This window comes from Paraglaciecola sp. 20A4, from assembly GCF_011378905.1.
Classification (GTDB): Bacteria; Pseudomonadota; Gammaproteobacteria; order Enterobacterales; family Alteromonadaceae; genus Paraglaciecola.
In genome coordinates, this window is sequence record NZ_WTPY01000035.1 from 26,209 (window position 1) to 47,455 (window position 21,247).

The 21,247-nt window shown below is 41.7% G+C and carries 17 protein-coding genes; 8 read left to right on the forward strand and 9 right to left on the reverse strand.

Going from position 1 to position 21,247, the window contains the following annotated elements:
• Positions 1–842: 842 nt before the first annotated feature.
• Positions 843–2,432: a glutamate--cysteine ligase gene (gshA, locus tag GQS54_RS20480; protein ID WP_166425778.1), complete on the reverse strand. Its 1,590-nt coding sequence runs from the start codon at positions 2,430–2,432 to the stop codon at positions 843–845.
• Between the two features lie 104 nt (positions 2,433–2,536).
• The gene (locus GQS54_RS20485) at positions 2,537–5,413 is read right to left on the reverse strand and encodes a pitrilysin family protein (protein ID WP_166425779.1); all 2,877 of its coding nucleotides are present in this window, start codon (positions 5,411–5,413) and stop codon (positions 2,537–2,539) included.
• 106 nt (positions 5,414–5,519) lie between these two features.
• Between GQS54_RS20485 and GQS54_RS20490 the strand changes: the two genes are divergently transcribed.
• From GQS54_RS20490 to GQS54_RS20500, 3 genes are read left to right on the forward strand one after another with little or no spacing between them, the layout of a single operon-like run.
• Positions 5,520–6,083 (forward strand): Hpt domain-containing protein, encoded by a 564-nt coding sequence (locus tag GQS54_RS20490; RefSeq protein WP_166425780.1) that lies wholly within the window; start codon positions 5,520–5,522, stop codon positions 6,081–6,083.
• On the forward strand, positions 6,076–6,786 hold the full coding sequence (locus GQS54_RS20495; RefSeq protein ID WP_166425781.1) for a TIGR01621 family pseudouridine synthase: 711 nt from the start codon (positions 6,076–6,078) through the stop codon (positions 6,784–6,786). The genes GQS54_RS20490 and GQS54_RS20495 overlap by 8 nt, the downstream gene beginning before the upstream one ends.
• Positions 6,787–6,792: 6 nt before the next feature.
• The gene (locus tag GQS54_RS20500) at positions 6,793–7,701 is read left to right on the forward strand and encodes a 2-dehydropantoate 2-reductase (RefSeq protein ID WP_166425782.1); all 909 of its coding nucleotides are present in this window, start codon (positions 6,793–6,795) and stop codon (positions 7,699–7,701) included.
• A gap of 113 nt (positions 7,702–7,814) precedes the next feature.
• On the opposite strand, the gene lysS is transcribed toward GQS54_RS20500, so the two are convergent.
• The 5 genes from lysS to GQS54_RS20525 form a co-directional block, all read right to left on the reverse strand.
• Complete coding sequence (gene lysS / locus GQS54_RS20505; RefSeq protein WP_166425783.1) at positions 7,815–9,368, reverse strand: lysine--tRNA ligase; 1,554 nt, start codon at positions 9,366–9,368, stop codon at positions 7,815–7,817.
• Between the two features lie 44 nt (positions 9,369–9,412).
• Positions 9,413–10,511, reverse strand: a protein-coding gene (gene prfB, locus GQS54_RS20510) for a peptide chain release factor 2 (RefSeq protein ID WP_166425784.1) whose coding sequence is annotated in 2 segments (ribosomal slippage) — positions 9,413–10,435 and positions 10,437–10,511 — 1,098 coding nt in all. Because the reading frame shifts where the segments join, the coding sequence is not laid out codon by codon here.
• Between the two features lie 187 nt (positions 10,512–10,698).
• Positions 10,699–12,435, reverse strand: coding sequence for an arginine--tRNA ligase (gene argS / locus GQS54_RS20515; protein ID WP_166425785.1), 1,737 nt, complete (start codon positions 12,433–12,435; stop codon positions 10,699–10,701).
• A gap of 77 nt (positions 12,436–12,512) precedes the next feature.
• Positions 12,513–14,099: a peptide chain release factor 3 gene (gene prfC / locus GQS54_RS20520; protein WP_166425786.1), complete on the reverse strand. Its 1,587-nt coding sequence runs from the start codon at positions 14,097–14,099 to the stop codon at positions 12,513–12,515.
• A gap of 1,089 nt (positions 14,100–15,188) precedes the next feature.
• Complete coding sequence (locus GQS54_RS20525; RefSeq protein ID WP_166425787.1) at positions 15,189–16,175, reverse strand: zinc-dependent alcohol dehydrogenase family protein; 987 nt, start codon at positions 16,173–16,175, stop codon at positions 15,189–15,191.
• A 105-nt stretch (positions 16,176–16,280) separates the two neighbouring features.
• Here GQS54_RS20525 and GQS54_RS20530 point away from each other — a divergent pair, with 105 nt between their 5' ends.
• Together GQS54_RS20530 and GQS54_RS20535 are read left to right on the forward strand one after the other, a co-directional pair.
• Positions 16,281–17,186, forward strand: a complete 906-nt coding sequence (locus tag GQS54_RS20530) for a LysR family transcriptional regulator (RefSeq protein WP_166425788.1) — start codon at positions 16,281–16,283, stop codon at positions 17,184–17,186.
• Positions 17,187–17,353: 167 nt separating this feature from the next.
• Positions 17,354–17,599 (forward strand): YdcH family protein, encoded by a 246-nt coding sequence (locus tag GQS54_RS20535; RefSeq protein WP_166425789.1) that lies wholly within the window; start codon positions 17,354–17,356, stop codon positions 17,597–17,599.
• A gap of 152 nt (positions 17,600–17,751) precedes the next feature.
• Here GQS54_RS20535 and GQS54_RS20540 read toward each other — a convergent pair whose 3' ends face one another.
• Together GQS54_RS20540 and GQS54_RS20545 are read right to left on the reverse strand one after the other, a co-directional pair.
• Positions 17,752–18,024 (reverse strand): antibiotic biosynthesis monooxygenase, encoded by a 273-nt coding sequence (locus GQS54_RS20540; protein WP_166425790.1) that lies wholly within the window; start codon positions 18,022–18,024, stop codon positions 17,752–17,754.
• 214 nt (positions 18,025–18,238) lie between these two features.
• Positions 18,239–19,039 (reverse strand): SDR family NAD(P)-dependent oxidoreductase, encoded by an 801-nt coding sequence (locus tag GQS54_RS20545; protein WP_166425791.1) that lies wholly within the window; start codon positions 19,037–19,039, stop codon positions 18,239–18,241.
• A 660-nt stretch (positions 19,040–19,699) separates the two neighbouring features.
• Between GQS54_RS20545 and GQS54_RS20550 the strand changes: the two genes are divergently transcribed.
• From GQS54_RS20550 to GQS54_RS20560, 3 genes are all read left to right on the forward strand, one after another.
• Positions 19,700–19,966: a helix-turn-helix domain-containing protein gene (locus GQS54_RS20550; RefSeq protein ID WP_166425792.1), complete on the forward strand. Its 267-nt coding sequence runs from the start codon at positions 19,700–19,702 to the stop codon at positions 19,964–19,966.
• Positions 19,966–20,691: a hypothetical protein gene (locus GQS54_RS20555; RefSeq protein WP_166425793.1), complete on the forward strand. Its 726-nt coding sequence runs from the start codon at positions 19,966–19,968 to the stop codon at positions 20,689–20,691. Before GQS54_RS20550 ends, GQS54_RS20555 begins: the two co-directional genes overlap by 1 nt.
• Positions 20,692–20,762: 71 nt before the next feature.
• A partial coding sequence (locus GQS54_RS20560; protein WP_166425794.1) for a hypothetical protein occupies positions 20,763–21,247 on the forward strand: 485 nt, incomplete at its 3' end.

Consider the following 21,247-nt stretch of genomic DNA (forward strand, 5'->3'; position numbering starts at 1 on the left):
GTATACCACGGTCATATGTAGCGTGTGTTTTAGTTTATGTGTGTTTCCAAAAAGACTTTTAGCCCGACTCTTTAGTTGGGCTTTTTTTTGCCCGAAACTTACTGCAAACTGCAAAGTATTGTCCCCACCATCCAAGTTGTTTTCCGACCCGATAGAACTATCTGACTACTCATTTAATAGCGATAATGAACTCATTCACTTTTTTTTATTAATGTGTGAACTTAATCGGATATGCCACGGTCATATGTAGCGTGTGTTTTAGTTTATGTGTGTTTCCAAAAAGACTTTTAGCCCAGCTCTTTAGCTGGGCTTTTTTTTGCCTAAAAAACAGGCGGTACAAATATTTTTTCGATAATAGCGATAACGAGAAATACCGCTCTTCGGTCAGGTAGTTAAAAGTATTAGCTTACGTCTATATCTATTGCGTAATCAAAATATCTAATATTAATACGGTGCCACTAACCAATGGTTTACGCTAAAGATGTCGAAACAATAAGAAAATGTGGAGCCCTGATGAATAGCGTTTTTGGATATTAACTGGTTCGGTGTTTTATAGAGCATGATGCGTATGTCAGCGATATACTAACCTGTACTTTTGTATTGGCGTACTCGGTCGATGCAGATACTAATATGTGCTTAAACTATGAAATGAAATGAAACTAAACTGAACTTGGATATAGAGAAAAATATTAGGCAACTTATTTTGAAGCAGAAAGAAAAGGAAAGATAATTGATACACCTACACCATTTATATCTAAAGTGAGGACTCTGTGCTCATACAAAAATGCCGCCCACCTTAAGTGAACGGCATCAGGTAAATCTCATCGACTGGTTATTCAGTATTAATCAAATTGATAAGTAAAGTAGTCGGTCAAAAATTTATCAAAGCTGACGGTATCAGATTGCTCGATATGATGCTGAGCATCTAAAGAACTAAGCGCATGCTTGCGAAGAATTTCAGCGTCGAAAAACTGATATTCCTCTTCACTCAAGCTTTGCTTATAGCGAGCGGCTAATTCAATTCCTAGGGCCCCGTTATCTTGATTTTTACTCAGTAAGGTCGCAAGGATCCTAGCTGACGGTGTCAACTCAGGATTAATGATCTTCTGCCACTCATGTTCAACAGCCAAACTATATTCCGCCACATCGACGTTAGAATCTAGTATTTTCGCGACTTGTCGCATACCAGTGAATAATTCTGCAGCCCATTCAGCCATCGGTATTGATTGGTCATCTTTAGACAAGGTGAGAGCCGGATCACGGCCGTGATCGACCACCGCACGAAGGTTTGACTCTGTTTCTCGATAAGAATCCGGTGTCATATCAGGGCTTGGCATCACTAAACAATACAGTAAAAACGAATCAAGAAAGAAAAACTGGTTTCGCTCAATACCTAACTCACTAAAAGGGTTTACATCCAATGCTCTAACTTCGATATATTCTACACCACGAGCATTCAATGCATCTGTGGGCTTTTCCAGAGGTTTAGTAGGTTGTTTGGGGCGTATTGGTGAATAAAGCTCATTCTCAATTTGCAGCACATTACTGTTGAGTTGCTGATATTGTCCGTCTTTTTTGGCGGCATATTTTTCAAATATTTCAGATGGGGTGCTAATAGCTTTACGCAAAGACGCTATATAGGTATCGACTTGGTTGTAACACGTCATCAGACCGGATTGGGCACTATTGGTATACCCTAAGTCGCTCATGCGCAAAGACGTAGCATACGGTAAGTACAAAGACCCTTTTCCGATAGTTTTAAAAGGTAAAGAGGTAGTTTTACCTTTGATAAACGAACTGCACAAGGCCGGTGAGGCGCCATATAAATATGGGATCAACCAACAGAAGCGACGATAGTTTCGAATAAGTGCGAAATAGGCAGCTGACTTAGTATCTTTGTTATTTTCAGTTTTTTCGGCCTGCTTAAGCCATAACTGCCAGAAGTCATCTGGCAAAGAATAGTTAAAGTGCACGCCAGCGATTGCTTGCATCATGCTACCGTAACGGTTCTTTAGGCCCTCTCTGTACAAGCTTTTCATTTTGCCAACATTTGACTTTCCAAACTGAGCAATAGGAATTTCGCTTTGATCGTCAATGTAACAAGGCATACTCATAGGCCATAAACATTCGTCGCCTATGTTCGCTAAGGCGAATTTATGCACGTCACGTAATTGATCTATGGTTTTATCTACATTTCGCTCCGGTGGAGTAATAAACTCCAAAAGCGATTCTGAAAAATCCGTAGTGATATACTCATGTGTTAACGCGGCGCCTAACTTTTCGTTATGCGGCGTTTGAGCCAACTTGCCATTAGGTTGAATACGCAGCGCTTCGCGTTCTATTCCGTGGCTTATTCCTACCAGCGTTGAGGCAAGATCGTCACCTGCTAAAATAGCTAAACGCTCGCTAAAATCTTTATCTAATGTCTGCAAAATAAATTCCAATATAGTCAGCAACCCTCACTAGATGGGGAGCCTTAATGTTTTTTCAAGGAACAAAGACCGGCGCTGAGTGTTTTTTCACTCAGCGCTCAACCTTAATATTCAACGGTTAAGTCAACAATTTCTCGGCCGAGGCCTGTTAATTGACTACGAATAACATTCGCATCCCCCACTACCACAATTTGCATCGAATTGGGGTCCAACACTTTAGCTGCCAGTGCGTTTAATTCATTTTTACTGATGTTATTAATAATATTAGTTTGCGTGGCTCTATACGACTTATCTAGATCATACGTTAATAAATGCCGTAAAAAGCCTGCTTTACTTGCAGGTGTTTCATACTCCAGCGCATCACCTTGGGTAAATGCATTGCGCATTAATTCTAGCTCGTCCTGCGTCATACCTTTGTCGTGGTATAGGCTAATTTCGCTAAGCATCTCTTGTATACCATCGGCGGTATTTTCTTGTTTCAAATCAGCACTAGCATCAAACCAACCGAGGGTTTTCCCTCCAATAAAACCGGTCGAGGCACCGTAGGTGTAGCCTTTATCTTCACGTAGGTTAAGGTTAATACGGCTGCTAAAAACACCGCCCAATGCAAAATTCATCAATTTACTTCTAAATTGTTCACCGGTCGCATCGTAAGGTAAATATCGTTTGAAAATAGTTACCACAGATTGCTTAGCACCTGGTTTATCAACCAAGTAAAGCACTGGCTTTCCTGGCTCTGGAAATTTCGCATAGTCTTTAATCTCATATGGCTTAGGAGACCAATCGCTTAGAAAGGCTAACGCGCCCTGTAATGCATTGGGCTCTATATCACCAACAACTACCACATTCGCTTTTGCTGGGGAATAATAACGATTGTAGTAGGTTTTGATATCATCTAAGGTAATATTCTCCAAGGTTTGTAACGTACCAGTGTCAGGTAAACTAACACGATTTTCTTTTCCAAATAGCAGTTCACTTACAGCCCTGCTGGCTAACACCGATGGATTTTTAACTTGCTGTTGAAGTGACTGAGCCGTGCGTTGTTTTAGACGCAGAAAATCGCTCTCTAAAAAGGCGGGGTGAAATAGTTTCTTATTTAACAAGCCCAACGTTTCATCAAGGCTTCGGGTTAAACTACTTAAACGTACAGTCGTATAACGGCCGTTAGCGTCAAAATGAATACTGCTACCTAACAAAGCAAGCTGATTAGCCATCTCTTCGTTTGTATAGCCTTGCGTGGTTTCATTCATCATCTGCGCGGTTAGCGAAGCTAAGCCCGCTTTATCAATAGGATCGAGTAAGGGACCGCCTTCCATATTGAAGCTAATTGACACCGTAGGCGTTTCTTTACTGTCCAAGGTTACTAGAGTTAAACCATTATCGAAGGTCTTTTTCGCAAAATCTGGAACGTCCACCACAGGTGAAGGACCCGCTGATGGTTGCACGCTGCGATCAAAGTCATCCACAATTGCAGCTTGTGCTATATGTTCTTTTACCGTACTAACATCATCCAATTTACGGGCTGGTGGAGTAAAGTTTGCCGCTTTTGCTGCAAGCTCTGTATGACCTTTTGGTACTATGCTCAACACAACACTGGGCTTATTTTTGATATAGCGCTTATAAACCCGCATCACATCATCTGCAGTAACGGCATTGTATCGGTCAAGGTCATATTGCACCATGTCAGGCTCGTCATCGAACGTCTGGTTTGAGGCTAAAGTTGATACCTTACCTGAAACACTTTGTAAGCCAAAAATAGTTGATGACTCTATGCCTATTTTAGTGCGATTTAGATCATCTTCACTTACGCCTCGCGCTTCAAATTCTGCGAGAGTTTGCTCAAATCGCTTATATAACTCCGATAAATTAGTGCTGTTTTGGGGGTTAGCTAAAGCTATAAGTTGGAATTCGCAGGCCAATTCTTGGCATGGATGTGACACCAATGCTTGCACGGCATAACCATCTTTGACCAAGTTCTTATAAAATAATGACGTCTTACCTGAACCTAATATATTAGACAATACATCCAATGGCGCTTCATCTTTATGGCGCACATATACAGTCGGATACGTTACTTGTAACAACGGTAAATGTACTTCATCTTCTAACGTGACGTAGCGGGTCTCATCTAGACTGATTAATTCTTTATTAGCGTTAACTACCGTTGGGCCAGACGGAATAGAACCAAAGTATTTATTTGCCCATCTAAGTACTTGCTCAGGTTGAATATCACCGCCAATCGTTAATACCGCATTGTTGGGCCCATACCAGCGTTTAAAAAACGCTTTCAAATCGTCCACGCTAACGCGGTTTAAATCCTCAATATATCCGATAGTAGACCAAGAATAAGGATGGCCTACTGGATACAAGGCCTCTGAGTTACGCTCACTGCGCAAACCATAAGGTTGGTTATCGTAGCTCTGCCCACGTTCGTTTTTCACCGTTTCGCGTTGAATTTCAAACTTCTCTTGGGTAACCGAGTCAAGTAAGAATCCCATACGATCGGCTTCCAACCACATCATTTTCTCTAATTGATTAGCCGGTACTGTTTCAAAATAATTTGTGCGATCTGAATTGGTGGTACCATTCATATTACCGCCCGCTTCGGTCACAATCTTAATATGTTCGTCGTCAGCGACGTTTTTCGAGCCTTGGAACATCATATGCTCGAAAAAATGAGCGAATCCCGATTTACCTACCTCTTCACGCGCAGAGCCCACATGGTACGTCACATCAACGCGTACTAACGGATCTGAATGATCCTCATGCAGAACCACCGTTAAGCCATTTTCTAAGCGATACTTTTTATATGGAATGCTGACGCTATTTGGGCTCGCCGAATGTTCAGCAATCAAGGTTACCCCTGAAGGTAAGTTCGAAGTCAACGGTTGTGTCACCGTATTGGTAGGTTGACATGCAACGAGAACGCCAGTAATTGCCGATAATATAAGGATTTTTTTTACCACAGGAAACTTGCCCATTGATTTACACTAGACTATTAGTCTACCCTTTCAGTCACAATAAAGTCACTCAGCTTATACTGTTTGAATTCACGTTAAATCACATTCTATTCGAAGGATCTAGTGAATGAATCAAGACCCCGTAATTTTCGACATGGACTTTGCATTGCGCCAATTCAGTGGCAATGAGAGCCTATTAGTTAAAATGCTTGGTAAATTTGCGGAGCAATATACTGGCGTAGAACAATCTCTGGTCAGTGATATTCGCTTACAAAATTTAGATGCTGTACGCCAACAAGTTCACACGATTAAAGGGGTTAGTGGCAATTTAGGTATGACTGCACTTCATCAAGCCAGTCGTGACTTTGAAGCGTATATAAAAAGCGAGGCCCCGGAAAATATCAATTCGACAACGTACCTTGCCGTGCTGATGCAAACACTGACCACAGTAAATCGATATACAGAATCGTCAACAGGCAGCAACGCTGCGCCGTCACCCAGTGCAGCTAAAGTGAATAACCCAAAAGGTAAACAAGCATTGCTTACGGCATTAAAAAGAAACGAATTTATCACCCCCAATAAACTAGAGCAGTATATACGAGATTGTGCATTAGATAGCGCCACTGAAGCTTCTCTGCTCAGTGCTATCGATGATTTAGACTACCCAGCAGCGATTGCTTTGCTTGAGTAATCTCAGCCCTGCCCTAATCGAAATCGTTTTTGAGCACGCTGATTTTCTTATTATTAACAAGCCTGCTGGGGTGAGCGTCCAGAATGAACAAGATGCCTCGGGTATTTTGCCCATTATCTGTAAGCAATTATCTATCGATAAACTTTGGTTGGTGCATCGTTTAGACAAAATAACCTCAGGCTTACTTATTTTGGCTAAACACGCACAAGCCGCAAGCACCCTAGGGAAGTTATTCGAAGCGCGTAAAATAGAAAAATATTACCTTGCCCTTGGCACAGCCAAACCCAAGAAGAAACAGGGTACTATCAGCGGTGCAATGAAAAAAATACGTGATGGTAAATGGGCCTTAAGCAAAGATGGTACAGCCGTGGCCACAACCCAGTTTTTTAGCAAAAGTGTCTCACCGGGTATTAGGCTTTACTTACTTAAACCCTTGACCGGTAAAACGCATCAGTTGCGGGTAATGCTAAAAAGTTTAGGGAGTCCAATTTTAGGCGATGTTTTATATAAAAGTTCAGAGCATGACAGAACATATTTACATGCCTACTGTTTGCGCTTTTGCTATCAAACTCAGGAAATTGATATCTGTTGCCCTCCCACTAGCGGCGAACTGTTTAATACTGAAGCCTGTCATAATGCGCTTGATGAATATAATCAGCCTTGGTCACAAAACTGGCCAACTAGTGCTTCGCGCAAGGGATAGCGAACAGTGAAATTGGCTATTGTTGGCAACGGGGCCATAGGTAATTTGCTCGCACTTAAATGTCATAATCAGCAACAAGAATTCTGCCTTGTCACGCGCACACAGCAAGCATTTACATTAGTTGCCACTGATATATTTAAACACATTCACAATATTCAAATTCAGCCGTTAGAAATCAATCAATTGAACAAGGCTGATATTATCATTTTACCTGTAAAGGCTTACCAGATTGCGGATAGCGTTGCTGAGCTAAAACCGCATCTACGCGCTGAGCAGACACTGGTGTTATTACATAATGGGATGGGCGTAATAGAAGCAGTAAAAGCATTATTACCCAATAACCCAATTATTGCAGCCACCACCAGCCATGCGGCTTATAAACCCAATGCCACAACCCTGTTCGAAACAGGCTTAGGCATATGTCATTTAGGCTATATTGCACGGGGACAAAACTCACCCCCACAGAGGTGCAATAACACCAACCGAGATGCATTGCTAACCTCACTATTAGCACCATGTTGCTGGCATGCTAATATTGAACAAGCTCTATGGGATAAACTAGCTATAAATGCGGTTATTAACCCGTTGACAGCATTGCATCAAATCAAAAATGGCCAATTAGCCCAGCCTCAATATCATTCTATCATTGAGGATATCTGTTTAGAGACGGCAAATGTAATGACTGCCTGCGGTTTTAGCGCTGAACCGAGCATACTGGTAGATAGAGTAAAACACGTCATTGAAACCACCAGCGTAAATTACTCGTCCATGTATCAAGACATAACACACAAGCGTCAATCTGAAATCCTCTTCATCAATGGCTATATCTGCCAGCAAGCTCAAATTCTTGGCATAAACGTACCCGCTAATCAAAACTTACTTAAGTGTATCACGGCGTTAGAAGCGCATTATTAATCACACTTTACTTGCATAAATCTAAGCAAACTCATAATAGATCCACAGACATAAAAAAAGCGCCTTTGCTAAGCGCTTTCTAACGATAATAATGCCGTACGTTCAAAGACTGATTATTCAGCCTTGTCTGCATTGACTTCCGGCTTCATATGCGGGAATAAAATTACGTCTTTAATAGTAGAGCTGTCAGTGAATAACATCACTAAACGGTCAATGCCAATGCCTTCACCTGCTGTAGGCGGCAATCCATATTCTAGGGCACGAATGTAATCTTCATCGAAATGCATGGCTTCATCATCACCCGCATCTTTCTCGGCCACTTGCTTACGGAATCGCGCAGCTTGGTCTTCAGAGTCATTTAACTCAGAGAAGCCGTTAGCGAGTTCACGACCCCCAACGAAAAACTCAAAACGGTCTGTTACGAAATGATTGTCGTCATTACGACGCGCAAGAGGTGAAACTTCCCATGGATATGCCGTAATAAACGTTGGTTGGTCAAGTTGCTCTTCGGCAGTGGCTTCGAATATTTCACACAAGTACTTACCTGCGCCCCAAATACCATCTACTTCAGGCTCTTTAATGTGCAACTGCTTCGCCATCACTTTAAGCTCAGCAAGATGTGCTTCAGGATCATTAATTGCCGTAGCATTCGCTTCAGGCCAATATTTAATAACCGCTTCACTCATCGTTAAGCGTTGAAATGGCTGATCGAAGTCATAGGTTTTCTCTTCGATAACATTACCTTCAGTATCCTTAATGGTATTTTTAACAATCGCTGTGCCCAGTACGTCGTTTGCAACCGTACGTAGCATTTCTTCCGTCAAGTTCATCAAGTCATGATAGTCCGCGTAGGCCTGATAAAACTCAAGCATTGTGAACTCAGGATTATGACGAGTGGATAAACCTTCATTACGGAAGTTACGATTAATTTCGAATACACGTTCAAAACCGCCGACCACTAAGCGCTTCAGGTAAAGTTCTGGTGCGATACGCAGGTACATATCGATATCTAACGCGTTGTGGTGCGTAGTAAAAGGTTTAGCCGTTGCACCGCCAGGGATAACCTGCAACATCGGAGTCTCTACTTCCATGAACTTACGCTCACTTAAGAAGTTACGAATACCCGTTACGATTTTACTGCGGATCATAAAGGTTTCGCGGGTTTGTTGATTAGTGATCAAATCAACATAACGTTGGCGGTACTTAGTTTCTTGATCCGCTAGGCCATGGAACTTTTCAGGTAAGGGTCGCAAGGATTTGGTCAACAATTGATATTCATCCATGTTGACATATAAGTCGCCCTTACCGGACTTATGTAATTCACCTTTAACACCAATGATGTCACCGATATCTAAACTGGTATAACGTTCTTTGATATCCTTTTGGGTATCTTTGGACGCATACGCTTGAATACGGCCTGTCATGTCTTGTAACAACAAGAATGGTCCACGCTTAGCAAGAATACGACCAGCGATGCTGACAGTTTTACCTAGTTCTTCTAGGGCTGCTTTTTCGTGCTCACCAAACTCGGTTTGAAGATCGTCGCTATAAAATTCACGACGAAAAGTATTGGGAAAGCCGTTTGATTTACAGTTTTCACGTATCTGCGAAAGTTTAGTGCGGCGCTCAGCTATGAGCTTGTTTTCATCTTGGTGCTGTTCAGTCATCGACTTTCCTGATTTCAAGTAGCTGTAAATTAATGTGGGTTTGCTTACAATCCAGACTTTAAGCTGGCTTGTATAAATTTGTCCAAATCACCGTCTAATACGGCTTGTGTATTACGTGTTTCCACGCCTGTTCGTAAGTCTTTAATCCGCGAATCATCTAATACATAAGAGCGGATTTGACTGCCCCAGCCGATATCAGACTTACTGTCTTCCATGGTCTGTTTTTCTTCGTTTTGCTTTTGCATTTCGAATTCATACAGTTTTGCTTTTAGCTGTTTCATCGCTTGGGCTTTATTTTTATGTTGTGAACGATCATTTTGGCACTGCACAACAATATTCGTTGGTTCGTGGGTAATACGCACCGCAGAATCGGTTCTGTTTACGTGCTGCCCACCCGCACCAGACGCGCGGTAAGTATCAATGCGTAAATCAGAAGGATCAATATCAATTTCGATATCATCGTCAATCTCTGGATATGCAAATACAGAAGCAAACGAGGTATGACGACGACTACCAGAATCAAAGGGTGATTTACGAACGAGTCGATGAACACCGGTCTCTGTGCGCAGCCATCCAAAAGCATATTCACCTTCAAAACGTATAGTGGCGCTTTTTATTCCAGCAACGTCACCATCTGACAATTCAATTAATTCTGTTTTAAAACCGTGGGCTTCCCCCCAGCGAAGATACATACGCAATAACATGTTAGCCCAATCTTGCGCTTCAGTACCGCCAGAGCCAGATTGAATATCGATGTAACCGTCATTTGCATCATTTGGACCGCTAAACATACGTCTGAATTCAAGTTTTTCGAGCTGGCTAACAAGCTCAGCTAAATCTTTTTCAGCTTCATCTAAGGTTTCTTGATCGTTTTCTTCAACTGCCAGTTCTAGAAGCTCTTCTACGTCAATACAACCTTGCTCGAGCAATACGATCGTATTAACAATCTGCTCTAACGCGACTTTTTCTTTGCCTAAGGCTTGAGCACGCTCAGGATCGCTCCATACATCAGGGTTTTCTAATTCGCGATTAACTTCCTCGAGGCGCTCACTTCTTTGATCGTAGTCAAAGATACCCCCGAAGTGATTTACTGCGTTGCTTTACATCACTGATTGTATTTAGTATTGGATTGATTTCGAACATAAATCTTAACATTGTCATTGCGGTTGAATGGCGGCGGATTTTACCGGATTTTATCCCTTAATGACAGATCTCAGCCCCTTGGAGGGAAAAAATCGGCTTAAACTAAGGTAGTCTCTTTGCCTGTTTAAACAAAACACCCGCAAATTAGCGGGTGTGAAAAACGTTAAAGCAAATTTTTAATGTCGAATTACATGCGATCCATGGTTTCTATGCCTAATAGCCCTAACCCTGATTGCAGGGTCTTAGCGGTCAGTGCGGCCAATGTCATACGACTATCACGAACATCTTGTGTTATGCCATCTTTTAACATCGGGCAGGCTTCATAAAAACTCATAAATAAGCTGGCAAGTTCATAGAGGTAGGTACACAACACATGAGGCGTCCCTTCGGCAATCACTTGATTGATGGCTTCAACATATTGTAATTGCTTCACCGCAAGTAATTTTTCTTGAGGGGCGTTCAGCGTAATGGGCGCATTTAACGTTAAGTGATCCACGTCTGCTTTGCGGAAAATACTCATAACCCGAGTATAAGCGTATTGCAAATAAGGAGCTGTGTTGCCTTCAAAACTCAGCATACTGTCCCAGCTAAACATATAATCAGTGGTACGATTTTTACTTAAATCGGCATATTTTACGGCGCCAATACCAATTTTATTGGCCAATACTTTTAGCTCTGGGGTGCTTAAATCGGTTTCACGTTTACTCAATAGAGCTTCAGCACGTTCAACTGCTTCGTCCAGTAATTCAACGAGCTTAACGGTGCCTCCTGTACGGGTTTTAAACGGACGGCCATCATTGCCCAACATCATACCAAACGGGCAATGCTCATAAGTCTGTTCTGGTGCAATAAAACCTGCTTTACGAGCAACAATCTCAGTTTGTTTGAAGTGCAATGCTTGTCTCGCATCAGTCATAATCAGGGTACGATCTGCATGCAAAGTGCCGCAGCGATGGCGTATAGCGGCTAAATCAGTAGTAGCATATAGGTAGCCCCCACCAGATTTTTGCACTATGTAAGCAGCCGGATTACCTTCTTTATCTGCTAATTCAGGTATAAATACGACTTGAGCCCCTTGGCTGGTTACCGCTAATCCTTTTGTTTGAAGTTCGCGAACCACATTCGCTAAATCATCGTTATACGCACTTTCGCCCATGATATCATCACGAGTAAGGCTGACGTTTAATTTGTGATAAACCTCTTCACTGTGCGTAATAGAGACATCGATAAAGTTCTGCCACAGCGCCAAGCAATGGCTATCACCGCCTTGCAATTTAACGACGTATTCTCGCGCCCTATCAGCGAAGCCATCTTCTTCGTCGAAACGCACTTTGGCTTCGCGGTAAAAGTCTTCTAAATCAGAAAGTGCTGTTTCAGCTACTTGATCCGCTTGGAGCTTGTCATTCAAGTGCGCAAGCAACATACCAAACTGTGTACCCCAGTCACCCATGTGATTTTGACGGATCACGTTGTGTCCCATGAACTCTAGGGCTTTAACTACTGCATCACCAATGATCGTGGTGCGCAAATGGCCTACATGCATTTCTTTGGCTAAGTTAGGCGATGAATAATCCACCACCACGGTTTTACTCGGCTGCGCATCTATATTTAAACGCGTATCTGCTGCGGCATTCGCAAGTTGGCTGGCCAGCCATGTTTTACTTAAATAAATATTGATAAAACCTGGGCCTGCTACTTCAAGCTTTTCAGCGATACCGTCAAGCTCAACCGCTTCAACGATTTTTTCAGCAATATCTCTTGGCTTGAGCTTGAGTACTTTAGCCAGTGCCATCGCGCCATTAAATTGGTAGTCGCCGAACCCCACACGTGTTGCACGACTAAGAGGCGCAGGAGAATGTTCAGGGGCGCCAATGGCCGTAAGAGCAGCACTAAATTTTTTCAATAATAGGGTATGTAAATTCATATTTTTAAAGCCAATAACCGTACTTGTGGACACACATATAACTGTGTATTGAGGGGGACATATTGTCCCAGCATCTATTAATGTTCGCGGGTTTGATGAAACTCTATATCAGGATAACGCTCTTGCGCTAGTGACAGATTTACCATTGTGGGAGCGATATACGTTAGGTTGTCGCCGCCATCAAGAGCTAGGTTTGCCTCTGCTTTACGTTGAAACTCATCGACTTTTCGTTCATCTTTTCCGTAAATCCAGCGAGCAGTGGCGACGTTGATATGTTCATATAAAGCGTCCACGTTATATTCGCCTTTCAGGCGTGCGACCACCACGTCAAACTGTAACACCCCTACTGCGCCAACGATCAAATCATTGTTTTGCAGAGGTCGAAACACCTGCACTGCGCCTTCTTCTGAAAGTTGAATAAGACCTTTAAGCAATTGTTTCTGTTTCAGCGGGTCACGTAGGCGGATACGTTTAAATAACTCAGGCGCAAAGTTTGGTATACCCGCAAAACGGAACTTTTCACCAGAGGTAAATGTATCACCAATTTGAATTGAACCGTGGTTATGTAAACCAATAATATCGCCTGCATACGCCTCTTCTAGCACTTCTCGATCACCAGCAAAAAACGTTAACGCGTCAGAAATACGCACGTCTTTGCCAATACGACTTTGGTGCATCTTCATACCTTTTGAATACTTACCTGATACAATGCGGCAAAAAGCAATTCGGTCCCGATGTTTTGGATCCATATTGGCTTGAATTTTAAACACAAAGCCACTGAATTTATCATCCTTAGCTTCAACTTTACCTAGGTCTGTTTCTCGACCTTGGGGTGAAGGAGCCCATTCAACTAATCCATCAAGCATATGGTCAACACCAAAGTTGCCCATCGCGGTGCCAAAGAAAACGGGCGTGAGCTCACCGGCAATAAATTCTTCCAGATTAAATTCGTGAGATGCGCCCTTAACCAGTTCCAACATTTCACGTAACTCATCGGCATAAACCCCAACAGCCGCATCTAAATCGGGGTTATCTAACCCTTTTATCACGCGCCTCGGCTGAATGGTATGCCCTTGACCTGTGCTGTATAAGACCGTTTCATCACGTAATAAGTGATATATACCTTTGAACTCCTTCCCCATGCCAATAGGCCAAGTTATGGGCGCACATTTAATGTTTAATACGCTTTCCACTTCATCGAGTAAATCGATAGGATCTCGGGTATCACGATCAAGTTTGTTCATAAAAGTAATGATTGGGGTATCGCGTAAACGCGTGACTTCCATCAACTTAATTGTACGAGCCTCAACACCTTTAGCAGCATCAATCACCATTAAACAGGAATCGACTGCGGTCAAAGTACGGTAAGTATCTTCTGAGAAATCTTCGTGCCCTGGAGTGTCTAATAGGTTAACCAAACATCCTGAATAGGGAAATTGCATAACGGATGTGGTAACGGATATCCCCCGCTCTTTCTCCATCTCCATCCAGTCAGATTTAGCATGCTGTCCTGATTTTTTACCTTTAACAGTACCCGCGCGCTGAAGTGCATTGCCGAACAACAATACTTTTTCTGTGATGGTGGTTTTACCCGCATCCGGGTGAGAAATAATGGCAAAAGTGCGTCTACGTGAGACTTCCTGCGGGATTAAAGCGTTAGACATCTAATAAAATCTTCTTATTTTTCACGGTTTTGTATACACATTTAGAAGCCCTCAACAGCGCTTCAATCGTCAAATCCGTCTTGTTAATCTTAATTGCGCGCTATTTTCGCTGATATTAGACACATAAACAATCAATGCTTGTAGGATCCTTCTTCATTTGCCCACTTACGGTGATTTAGTGCGTTTTGCCAACCTGAATTTGTTGCTTCAACAGGGATTATTGTCCTACTAGATTCTAACATCCACTTAAGCATCCTTAATTGAAATATTGAAATTCACAAATCACTATTTTTGAACGATAAAACCATGAGCAACATAGTATCCTTTTTAGCCGGTACGATGAATGCTCCGTAAAAAACGACCACACAAATATCAAATTTCACTGACAGTCGCCATTGTGCTTTGCAGTACCTTGCAGGCCGGAACTGCGCTTTTGAGCCTTAGTCAAACACTTTGGCGGGCATGGTTCTTTATGTTACAGCAACCTTGCTTGTTATCGCTGTTAGCATTCGTTTTATTATCGAGTGTTTGGTAGAACCAACAACTATTATGTGCGAAAGATGGTGCTTTAATGATGAAATGTGGATTTAGTGATGTGGTTCAATTTCGATGACCCCTAAGAAATCAGTATCGGTTTTCAGACGGAGGCTAATCAGCTCTCTAAATTGTGCCACTCGAGCTGGTTCCAATGTACGATTAAACCAAGCAAGATAGCCTTGAGCTTTTTGACAAATGATGCTTTCAAGTGCCTCAGTGAGTAAACCCTTTGAAACAAAGGTATTTACCGATTGCTTTGGTAAGAGACAAATTTCTACATCTTTGCAGCGGCTTGAATAGCTAAACGTAAACTATTAGTTGAATACTTAGGATTCAATATTACAAGCTTATGTTAATCACTTTCATCGAAATGCCAAACAGTAAGAGTATTGACCACTATTGGCCTATGTTGCCCAAGTCTTCAACACATTGAGGCCAGCCGTGTTTTTATCAGTAATCACGGCTAGCTCCTAATGATAAGGGAGTTTCGAGCAATATTTTCTGGACTAAATAGGCGTTTTAAAGAGAAATAATACAGGCCTGATAAAATGTCTATATGTCGATAACGACCTTACCCAAGCCTTTTCCACTGCCTAAACGATCATGAGCTCTACCTACTTCTTCAAGGTTGAACGTCATTTCATCAAGTACTGGACGTAAGTGACCTGCTTCGATGATGTCAGTTAGTTTTGCCAAAATATTTCCATGAGCTTCACGCTTATAATTGTGCAGCATTGGGATCAGCATAAACACCACATGCAAAGACAAACCTTTAAAATGTGCGGTCGATAAATCAAGTTCTAGCAGCGATACCGTAGTCGCAACGTTTCCATTTAATGCAGCCGCATCAAACGAATTAAGTAGGTTTACCCCGCCCACAGAATCGAATACCACATCGAACCCCACGCCCTGCGTATGTTTTTGCACATAATCGGTCACAGTTTCGGTTTTATAATTAATACCCGTTGCACCTAACGCTTCAATTAACGCTATTTGCTTATCCCCACCACCTGTTGAGAAAACATTGGCTCCGAAATAACGTGCAAGTTGCACAGCAATGTGGCCCACACCACCTGAGCCACCGTGTACCAATACATTTTGCTCGGCTTTAATTTGTGCACGTTCAAGACCTTCATAGGCCGTTATGGCGACTAGCGGCAATGCGGCTGCTTCACGCATAGATAAATTTCTTGGTTTATGAGCAATTAACTTAACATCAGCCAACATGTACTCGGCTAAAGAACCTTGTATGTCTGCTAATCCACCAGCACAACCGTACACTTCATCACCAATCGTATATGCGGTGACGCCTTCACCTAGGGTTTCGATTGTACCAGCAAAATCCATACCCAAGACCGCTGGCGCAGGGGGCGATAAGGGTAATTCAGGGCCCATTTGCCTAATCATCAAATCAACCGTATTGACACTCGTGGCAACAATACGAACTAAAACATGACCAGGCTTTAATGCTGGTTTAGCCAACTCGGCTGCAGTAAAAACATTGGAATCACCAAATTCACTAATAATCATCGCTTTCATCAGTACGGCCTTAATTATGTTAAGAGCGAACATTATAACGCCATTACTTTATGCTGATAATTAAGCTATATATACAATCAGTTTTTAGATTTAGTTGATAATAGAATGAATATTGAGCACCTTAAGCTTTTCGTACGTATTGCTAAAACCTTAAATATCAGCGCTGCGGGTCAAGAACAAAATTTATCGCCGGCGGTTTCCAGTGCTTATATTAGCAAGCTCGAAGATAATTTAGGTGTACGCCTTGTGCATCGAACTACACGTAAAGTATCACTTACCGAAGAAGGTGAGGCTTTTTTGCCCCACGCGGAGGAAATACTGACTAACATTGAAACCGCAAGAGCGTCATTAGGGAACGGCGAGCACAATCCTAAGGGCATTTTACGTATTACCGCGCCAGCATCATTCGGACGCATGCATATCGTACCTGGGCTAACAGGTTTCTTATCCCGCTACCCTGACCTATCATTAGATCTGCGCTTTAATGATTCAATCGTGGACCTCGTCGAAGGGGGATTTGACATTGCTATTCGAGACGCAGCATTAAAAGATTCAAACCTAATTGCTCGGAAACTAGCACCTGACAGACGTATTATTTGCGCATCCCCTGCCTATATTAAAAAATTCGGAGAGCCGAAGAATCCGCAAGATATTACGCATCATCAAACGGTTAACCTGACGGGCTTAGATTTATGGGAGTTTGAAACCGCAAAAGGGTCAGTCAACGTTAAAACTAATGGGCATATACGGATAGATAATGGCGAAGCCGTGCGTGATGCATGTATAGAAGGATTAGGCTTAGGGTTGTCATCAATCTGGTGCAGTTATCAGGCGCTGAAGGAGGGTAAGCTGGTTCAAGTATTAGCCGATTTTCCGTTAGTATCTAAGACTGCAGTCTGGGGTGTGTATCCGAGTAATAGATTGTTGGCACCGAAGGTCAGAGCTTTTATTGACTACTTTGTTGATTATTATGGACAAACGCCCTATTGGGAACGGACTCTAGAAAAATAACAACGTTTTTCAATTACCTGGAATCCGAATCAACGTCGCTTGGGGATTGACAAAGCATTTATCGCCCCTATTTAATCTATGTGTGAGACAAATATATAGTATTGGAGAGACAATCCATGTACTAAGTTAATGTTTCATCAATCCCCCTATTCAATAAAGGAGTTACCATGTTAGGCGAAAATCATTCACTTAATAACGATTTCCCAGAATACAAAGAAGTGATATCTACTCTCAGTAAAAATGATGATAGGTTTGCAGAAAAAGCGAAAAAATATAACGACTTAGATAAGGAAATTCGTGTTTTAGAATTGAAAGACGCGCCGATTGACGATGAATCTATGCATCAGATGAAGCACGATAGAGCAGTATTAAAAGACCTTATCTATCAGCGTTTATTAAGTGAGACAAAGTAAACCGATAACGGCATGATACCTACAGACAAAGCATATGGTCGTTACCATATGCTTTGTCTCAGTTTGCGATATATTTTAAGGAATACGAGGAGCTATTCTTAAAACGCCATAAATTCGCGACAGAAATAACTTATAAGATTCAAATCTACCAGTCAAAGCCACCTAGGGCGACATAAATACTGTGCTAGACCCGCAACTACAGTCTGTAGTTCTTGGGATTTTTTGCTGAAAACTGTCACTTCGGCGATGTTTACCATATCATTAAAGTCCGGCTCATTTGCCCCCCACGCGCCAAGGTGAACTTTGCCTGCCACTTCATCGTCATAACGTTCATAAATATGAATATCGGCGCGATTATCACCAATCGACCACTCGAAAACTAGTGTGCCTAGTTCGTTTTTAGCTGCCTCTATCAATTGAGCCATAAGGAGCTTGAACGCCTCTTTCTTGCCGGATTAAATTTAACCTTCTACCGTGCACACTATATTTGACGTCATTGCTGTTCCTTGAGTTTCGCTGTAATTGATTATAGTTGCACTTGACTGTCTGAATTGGCCCCTAGGAAAACCTGCAAAGCCCTGGTTATATTAACTTAATACGTAAGGCTGTTAATAATGCTAGAAAACCAGTTAAACTTTTTCACCGAGCAATTATTTTGTCCAAGGTTGAAACTACCGACTGGGTTATTTTTTCATTGAGCGCATCTTTGTGTGGGGCCGAAAATTGTTCGATATCGTTGTCAAAGTATTGTCCCGATCTATTCAGAAATTCCTCAGACAAAGCCGCGCGACAAAGAATATCAGCACCAATTCGCAAGTCACCACCGACCATACCAAAGGCATCTTTTACCATTTTACTGCCTAATAAAGATTTGGGATTAACCGCAATAATTGAAGGTCCATTTTTGAGTAACTGTAAGCCTAGTTGACGCGACCACATTGTTAACGCTAACTTACTTTGGGCATACGCCTCACCGTCGCTTAGTGTTGTATTACCGGCGAGTGCATCCAAATTCACTGTGGCTTGCGCAGCTGAAGATACATTCACCACCCGAGCAGCAGGGTTCATTAACGCCAGCAACGCCTTTGTCAGTATATAAGGCGCGATCGTGTTAACCGCAAACCTTATATCTAGTCCGTCAATTGTGTTGAGTGTGGGAGCACTATAAACCCCAGCATTATTGATGATCGCATCTAGAGAATTATGTTTAGTTACAATATTTGAAGCCAGACTTTTTACCACTGACATAGATGACAAATCGGCGGTAAACGTTTCGCAGCTGTCATTATTAGTTTCTTTCGTTAACGTGGCATGCACGTGTTGTAACTTCTCACTATTTCGACCATGCAACAGCACGTTGTGCCCCATTAGTAGCAACATTTTTGCCGTTTCAAAACCGATACCATCTGTCGCTCCAGTTACCAAGATCGTTCTTTGCATGTTTATGTATCCTTGTTTAAAAATTTGGGCAAAACATTATCTACTGAGCACGTTAATGTGAATAGTATTACCCGTTGATTAATTAGTAAGTTACGCAGCACATAATTGAGGCCGACATCTTGTCGCGTATTTCGAAATTACTTTAAAAAAGTGAGAAGAGCCACCTTAATAGCCTATCAAAAAATTTTGTATCTGCTTTCGAATCACGACTGAATTGACGTTACTTACTGACGATTAGACTAACACTGGGCAATAGACAAGATAATCAAGGATAAGCAGGAAGCAGTTTATAGAAAACATTGATAATACCCGTTTAATATTTCGGCAGCAAAATGGCGCTTACCCCGTAGTTTCCTATTTAGACACAGGTTTAATCTGGTTTACAGCATAATTACAGAGCATTATTTTTAATGAATATATGCATACTTTAATACCCGTCGACAGTAGCCTTAGCAACAATCCATGTGATGTGGAGAAGCGGCATCCTTAAAAAGTATAAACCGGAGATAACAAAAATTTTATACGTTTTCTTTGTTAATGTGCGTTTACAAATTATCAGCATTCCCTTATATTCGACTAATAAAGGGTAGTTTTTTAAACCGAAATTTAAGGTTCCGTTTAGAAAATATCATCATATTATCACTAGGAAACCAACTCACTATGTCACGTAGAAAGAAGTTCAGCGGTGTGCAACTAAAGTCACTTCGTAAAGAAGCTGGATACACCCAAGGCGAGCTTGCCCAGCGAGTTGGTATTAGCCGAGAAACAGTTTCAGCGATTGAAAATGAAAAACCAGAAACGATGAACAGTATCGGCGTAGAGGTTATCAGTAAATGGTGGTCAGTGTGCCGGCAAAAAGCATCTGAACAGACCCGTGAATCCTTTTTCTCTACCGTTATGGATTATTTCGGCTTTAATCATACCTAATGTTAGTTCGTGCCTACTTACCCAAGATAATTACGGCCCTCTTTGGAGGGCTTTTTATCGCCGCGGGTATCTTAACATTTGGCAATGCACTTGTTTTTGATCGGATCTTTATCGGAATACTACTATTTACCGGCTTTATTTGTCGTAAAGATATAAATGTTTTAGGTATTATATTAATACTTGCTGTAATTAGAGTGTTAGAAGAGGCTTTATGGTTTATTTTTGCCGAGCAGCTTTATAACCATTGGCTATCAAAAATAACCATATATTTATTATTGTTCTTTATTATTTATAAGTTCTGGTTCGATAAAATGAGCAAGATTTCTTTACTGATCTTACTGCTCTGTATTTCAGCTGAAATATACTGGATTATAATCGGATACACTCTTGCGCCTGCTATTTATTGGTATGCAGCATTAGTAGGGTTGGGTTTACTTACTCGTCATTTTCTATTCTCACGTATTCAAATGACTGAGCAATTCACATCAAAATCTGGGAAGTCTATAAATTTAGACTGGTATATATATCAAGTCACTAGAATATATATTTTCATTGAAGGGCTTAATATATTTGAATATATATTGAGGCACGTATTCCAAATAAAATATATTCAAATCATATACTACGTATACCCATATATAATGCAGTCTCTTGCAACATTTACCTTGTGGATTGTATTTAATGAGGCTAATAAGCTTTTCAAAGAGCGGTTAATAAGCGCATAAAGTAAAAAAACACTAATTTGTTTGAGTAATGTAACATCTAATTTCTTAATCTAAGAACAAAGGAATTAAAAATGAAATTACTACTAACAATTATGTCTATTACTTCTTTTTCGATCACGTGTTTAGTTGGTTACGATTCAATTGCCAAAAATATGCTAGAGAAGAAACTGCACCTAGAACTCGCAATCGGTAGCAAACAAGTTCCGCCGACCCTACTTGCAGTTGGCAGCAAACAAGTTCCGCCGACCTTACTTGCAGTCGGTAGCAAACAAGTTCCGCCGAGCTTACTTGCAGTCGGTAGCAAACAAGTTTCGCCGACCTTACTTGCAGTCGGTAGCAAACAAGTTCCCCCTACCTTACTTGCTGTCGGCAGCAAACAAGTTCCCCCTACCTTACTTGCTGTTGGCAGCAAACAAGTTCCGCCGACCTTACTTGCTGTTGGCAGCAAACAAGTTCCGCCGACCTTACTTGCAGTCGGTAGCAAACAAGTTCCGCCGACCTTACTTGCAGTCGGTAGCAAACAAGTTCCGCCGAGCTTACTTGCAGTCGGTAGCAA

Bases quoted from the DNA above. Each gene is read 5' to 3' on its own strand.
- GQS54_RS20485 (WP_166425779.1), bottom strand. From the start codon at position 5,413: ATGGGCAAGTTTCCTGTGGTAAAAAAAATCCTTATATTATCGGCAATT.
- GQS54_RS20490 (WP_166425780.1), top strand. From the start codon at position 5,520: ATGAATCAAGACCCCGTAATTTTCGACATGGACTTTGCATTGCGCCAA.
- lysS (WP_166425783.1), bottom strand. From the start codon at position 9,368: ATGACTGAACAGCACCAAGATGAAAACAAGCTCATAGCTGAGCGCCGC.
- argS (WP_166425785.1), bottom strand. From the start codon at position 12,435: ATGAATTTACATACCCTATTATTGAAAAAATTTAGTGCTGCTCTTACG.
- prfC (WP_166425786.1), bottom strand. From the start codon at position 14,099: ATGTCTAACGCTTTAATCCCGCAGGAAGTCTCACGTAGACGCACTTTT.
- GQS54_RS20525 (WP_166425787.1), bottom strand. From the start codon at position 16,175: ATGAAAGCGATGATTATTAGTGAATTTGGTGATTCCAATGTTTTTACT.
- GQS54_RS20530 (WP_166425788.1), top strand. From the start codon at position 16,281: ATGAATATTGAGCACCTTAAGCTTTTCGTACGTATTGCTAAAACCTTA.
- GQS54_RS20535 (WP_166425789.1), top strand. From the start codon at position 17,354: ATGTTAGGCGAAAATCATTCACTTAATAACGATTTCCCAGAATACAAA.
- GQS54_RS20540 (WP_166425790.1), bottom strand. From the start codon at position 18,024: ATGGCTCAATTGATAGAGGCAGCTAAAAACGAACTAGGCACACTAGTT.
- GQS54_RS20545 (WP_166425791.1), bottom strand. From the start codon at position 19,039: ATGCAAAGAACGATCTTGGTAACTGGAGCGACAGATGGTATCGGTTTT.
- GQS54_RS20550 (WP_166425792.1), top strand. From the start codon at position 19,700: ATGTCACGTAGAAAGAAGTTCAGCGGTGTGCAACTAAAGTCACTTCGT.
- GQS54_RS20555 (WP_166425793.1), top strand. From the start codon at position 19,966: ATGTTAGTTCGTGCCTACTTACCCAAGATAATTACGGCCCTCTTTGGA.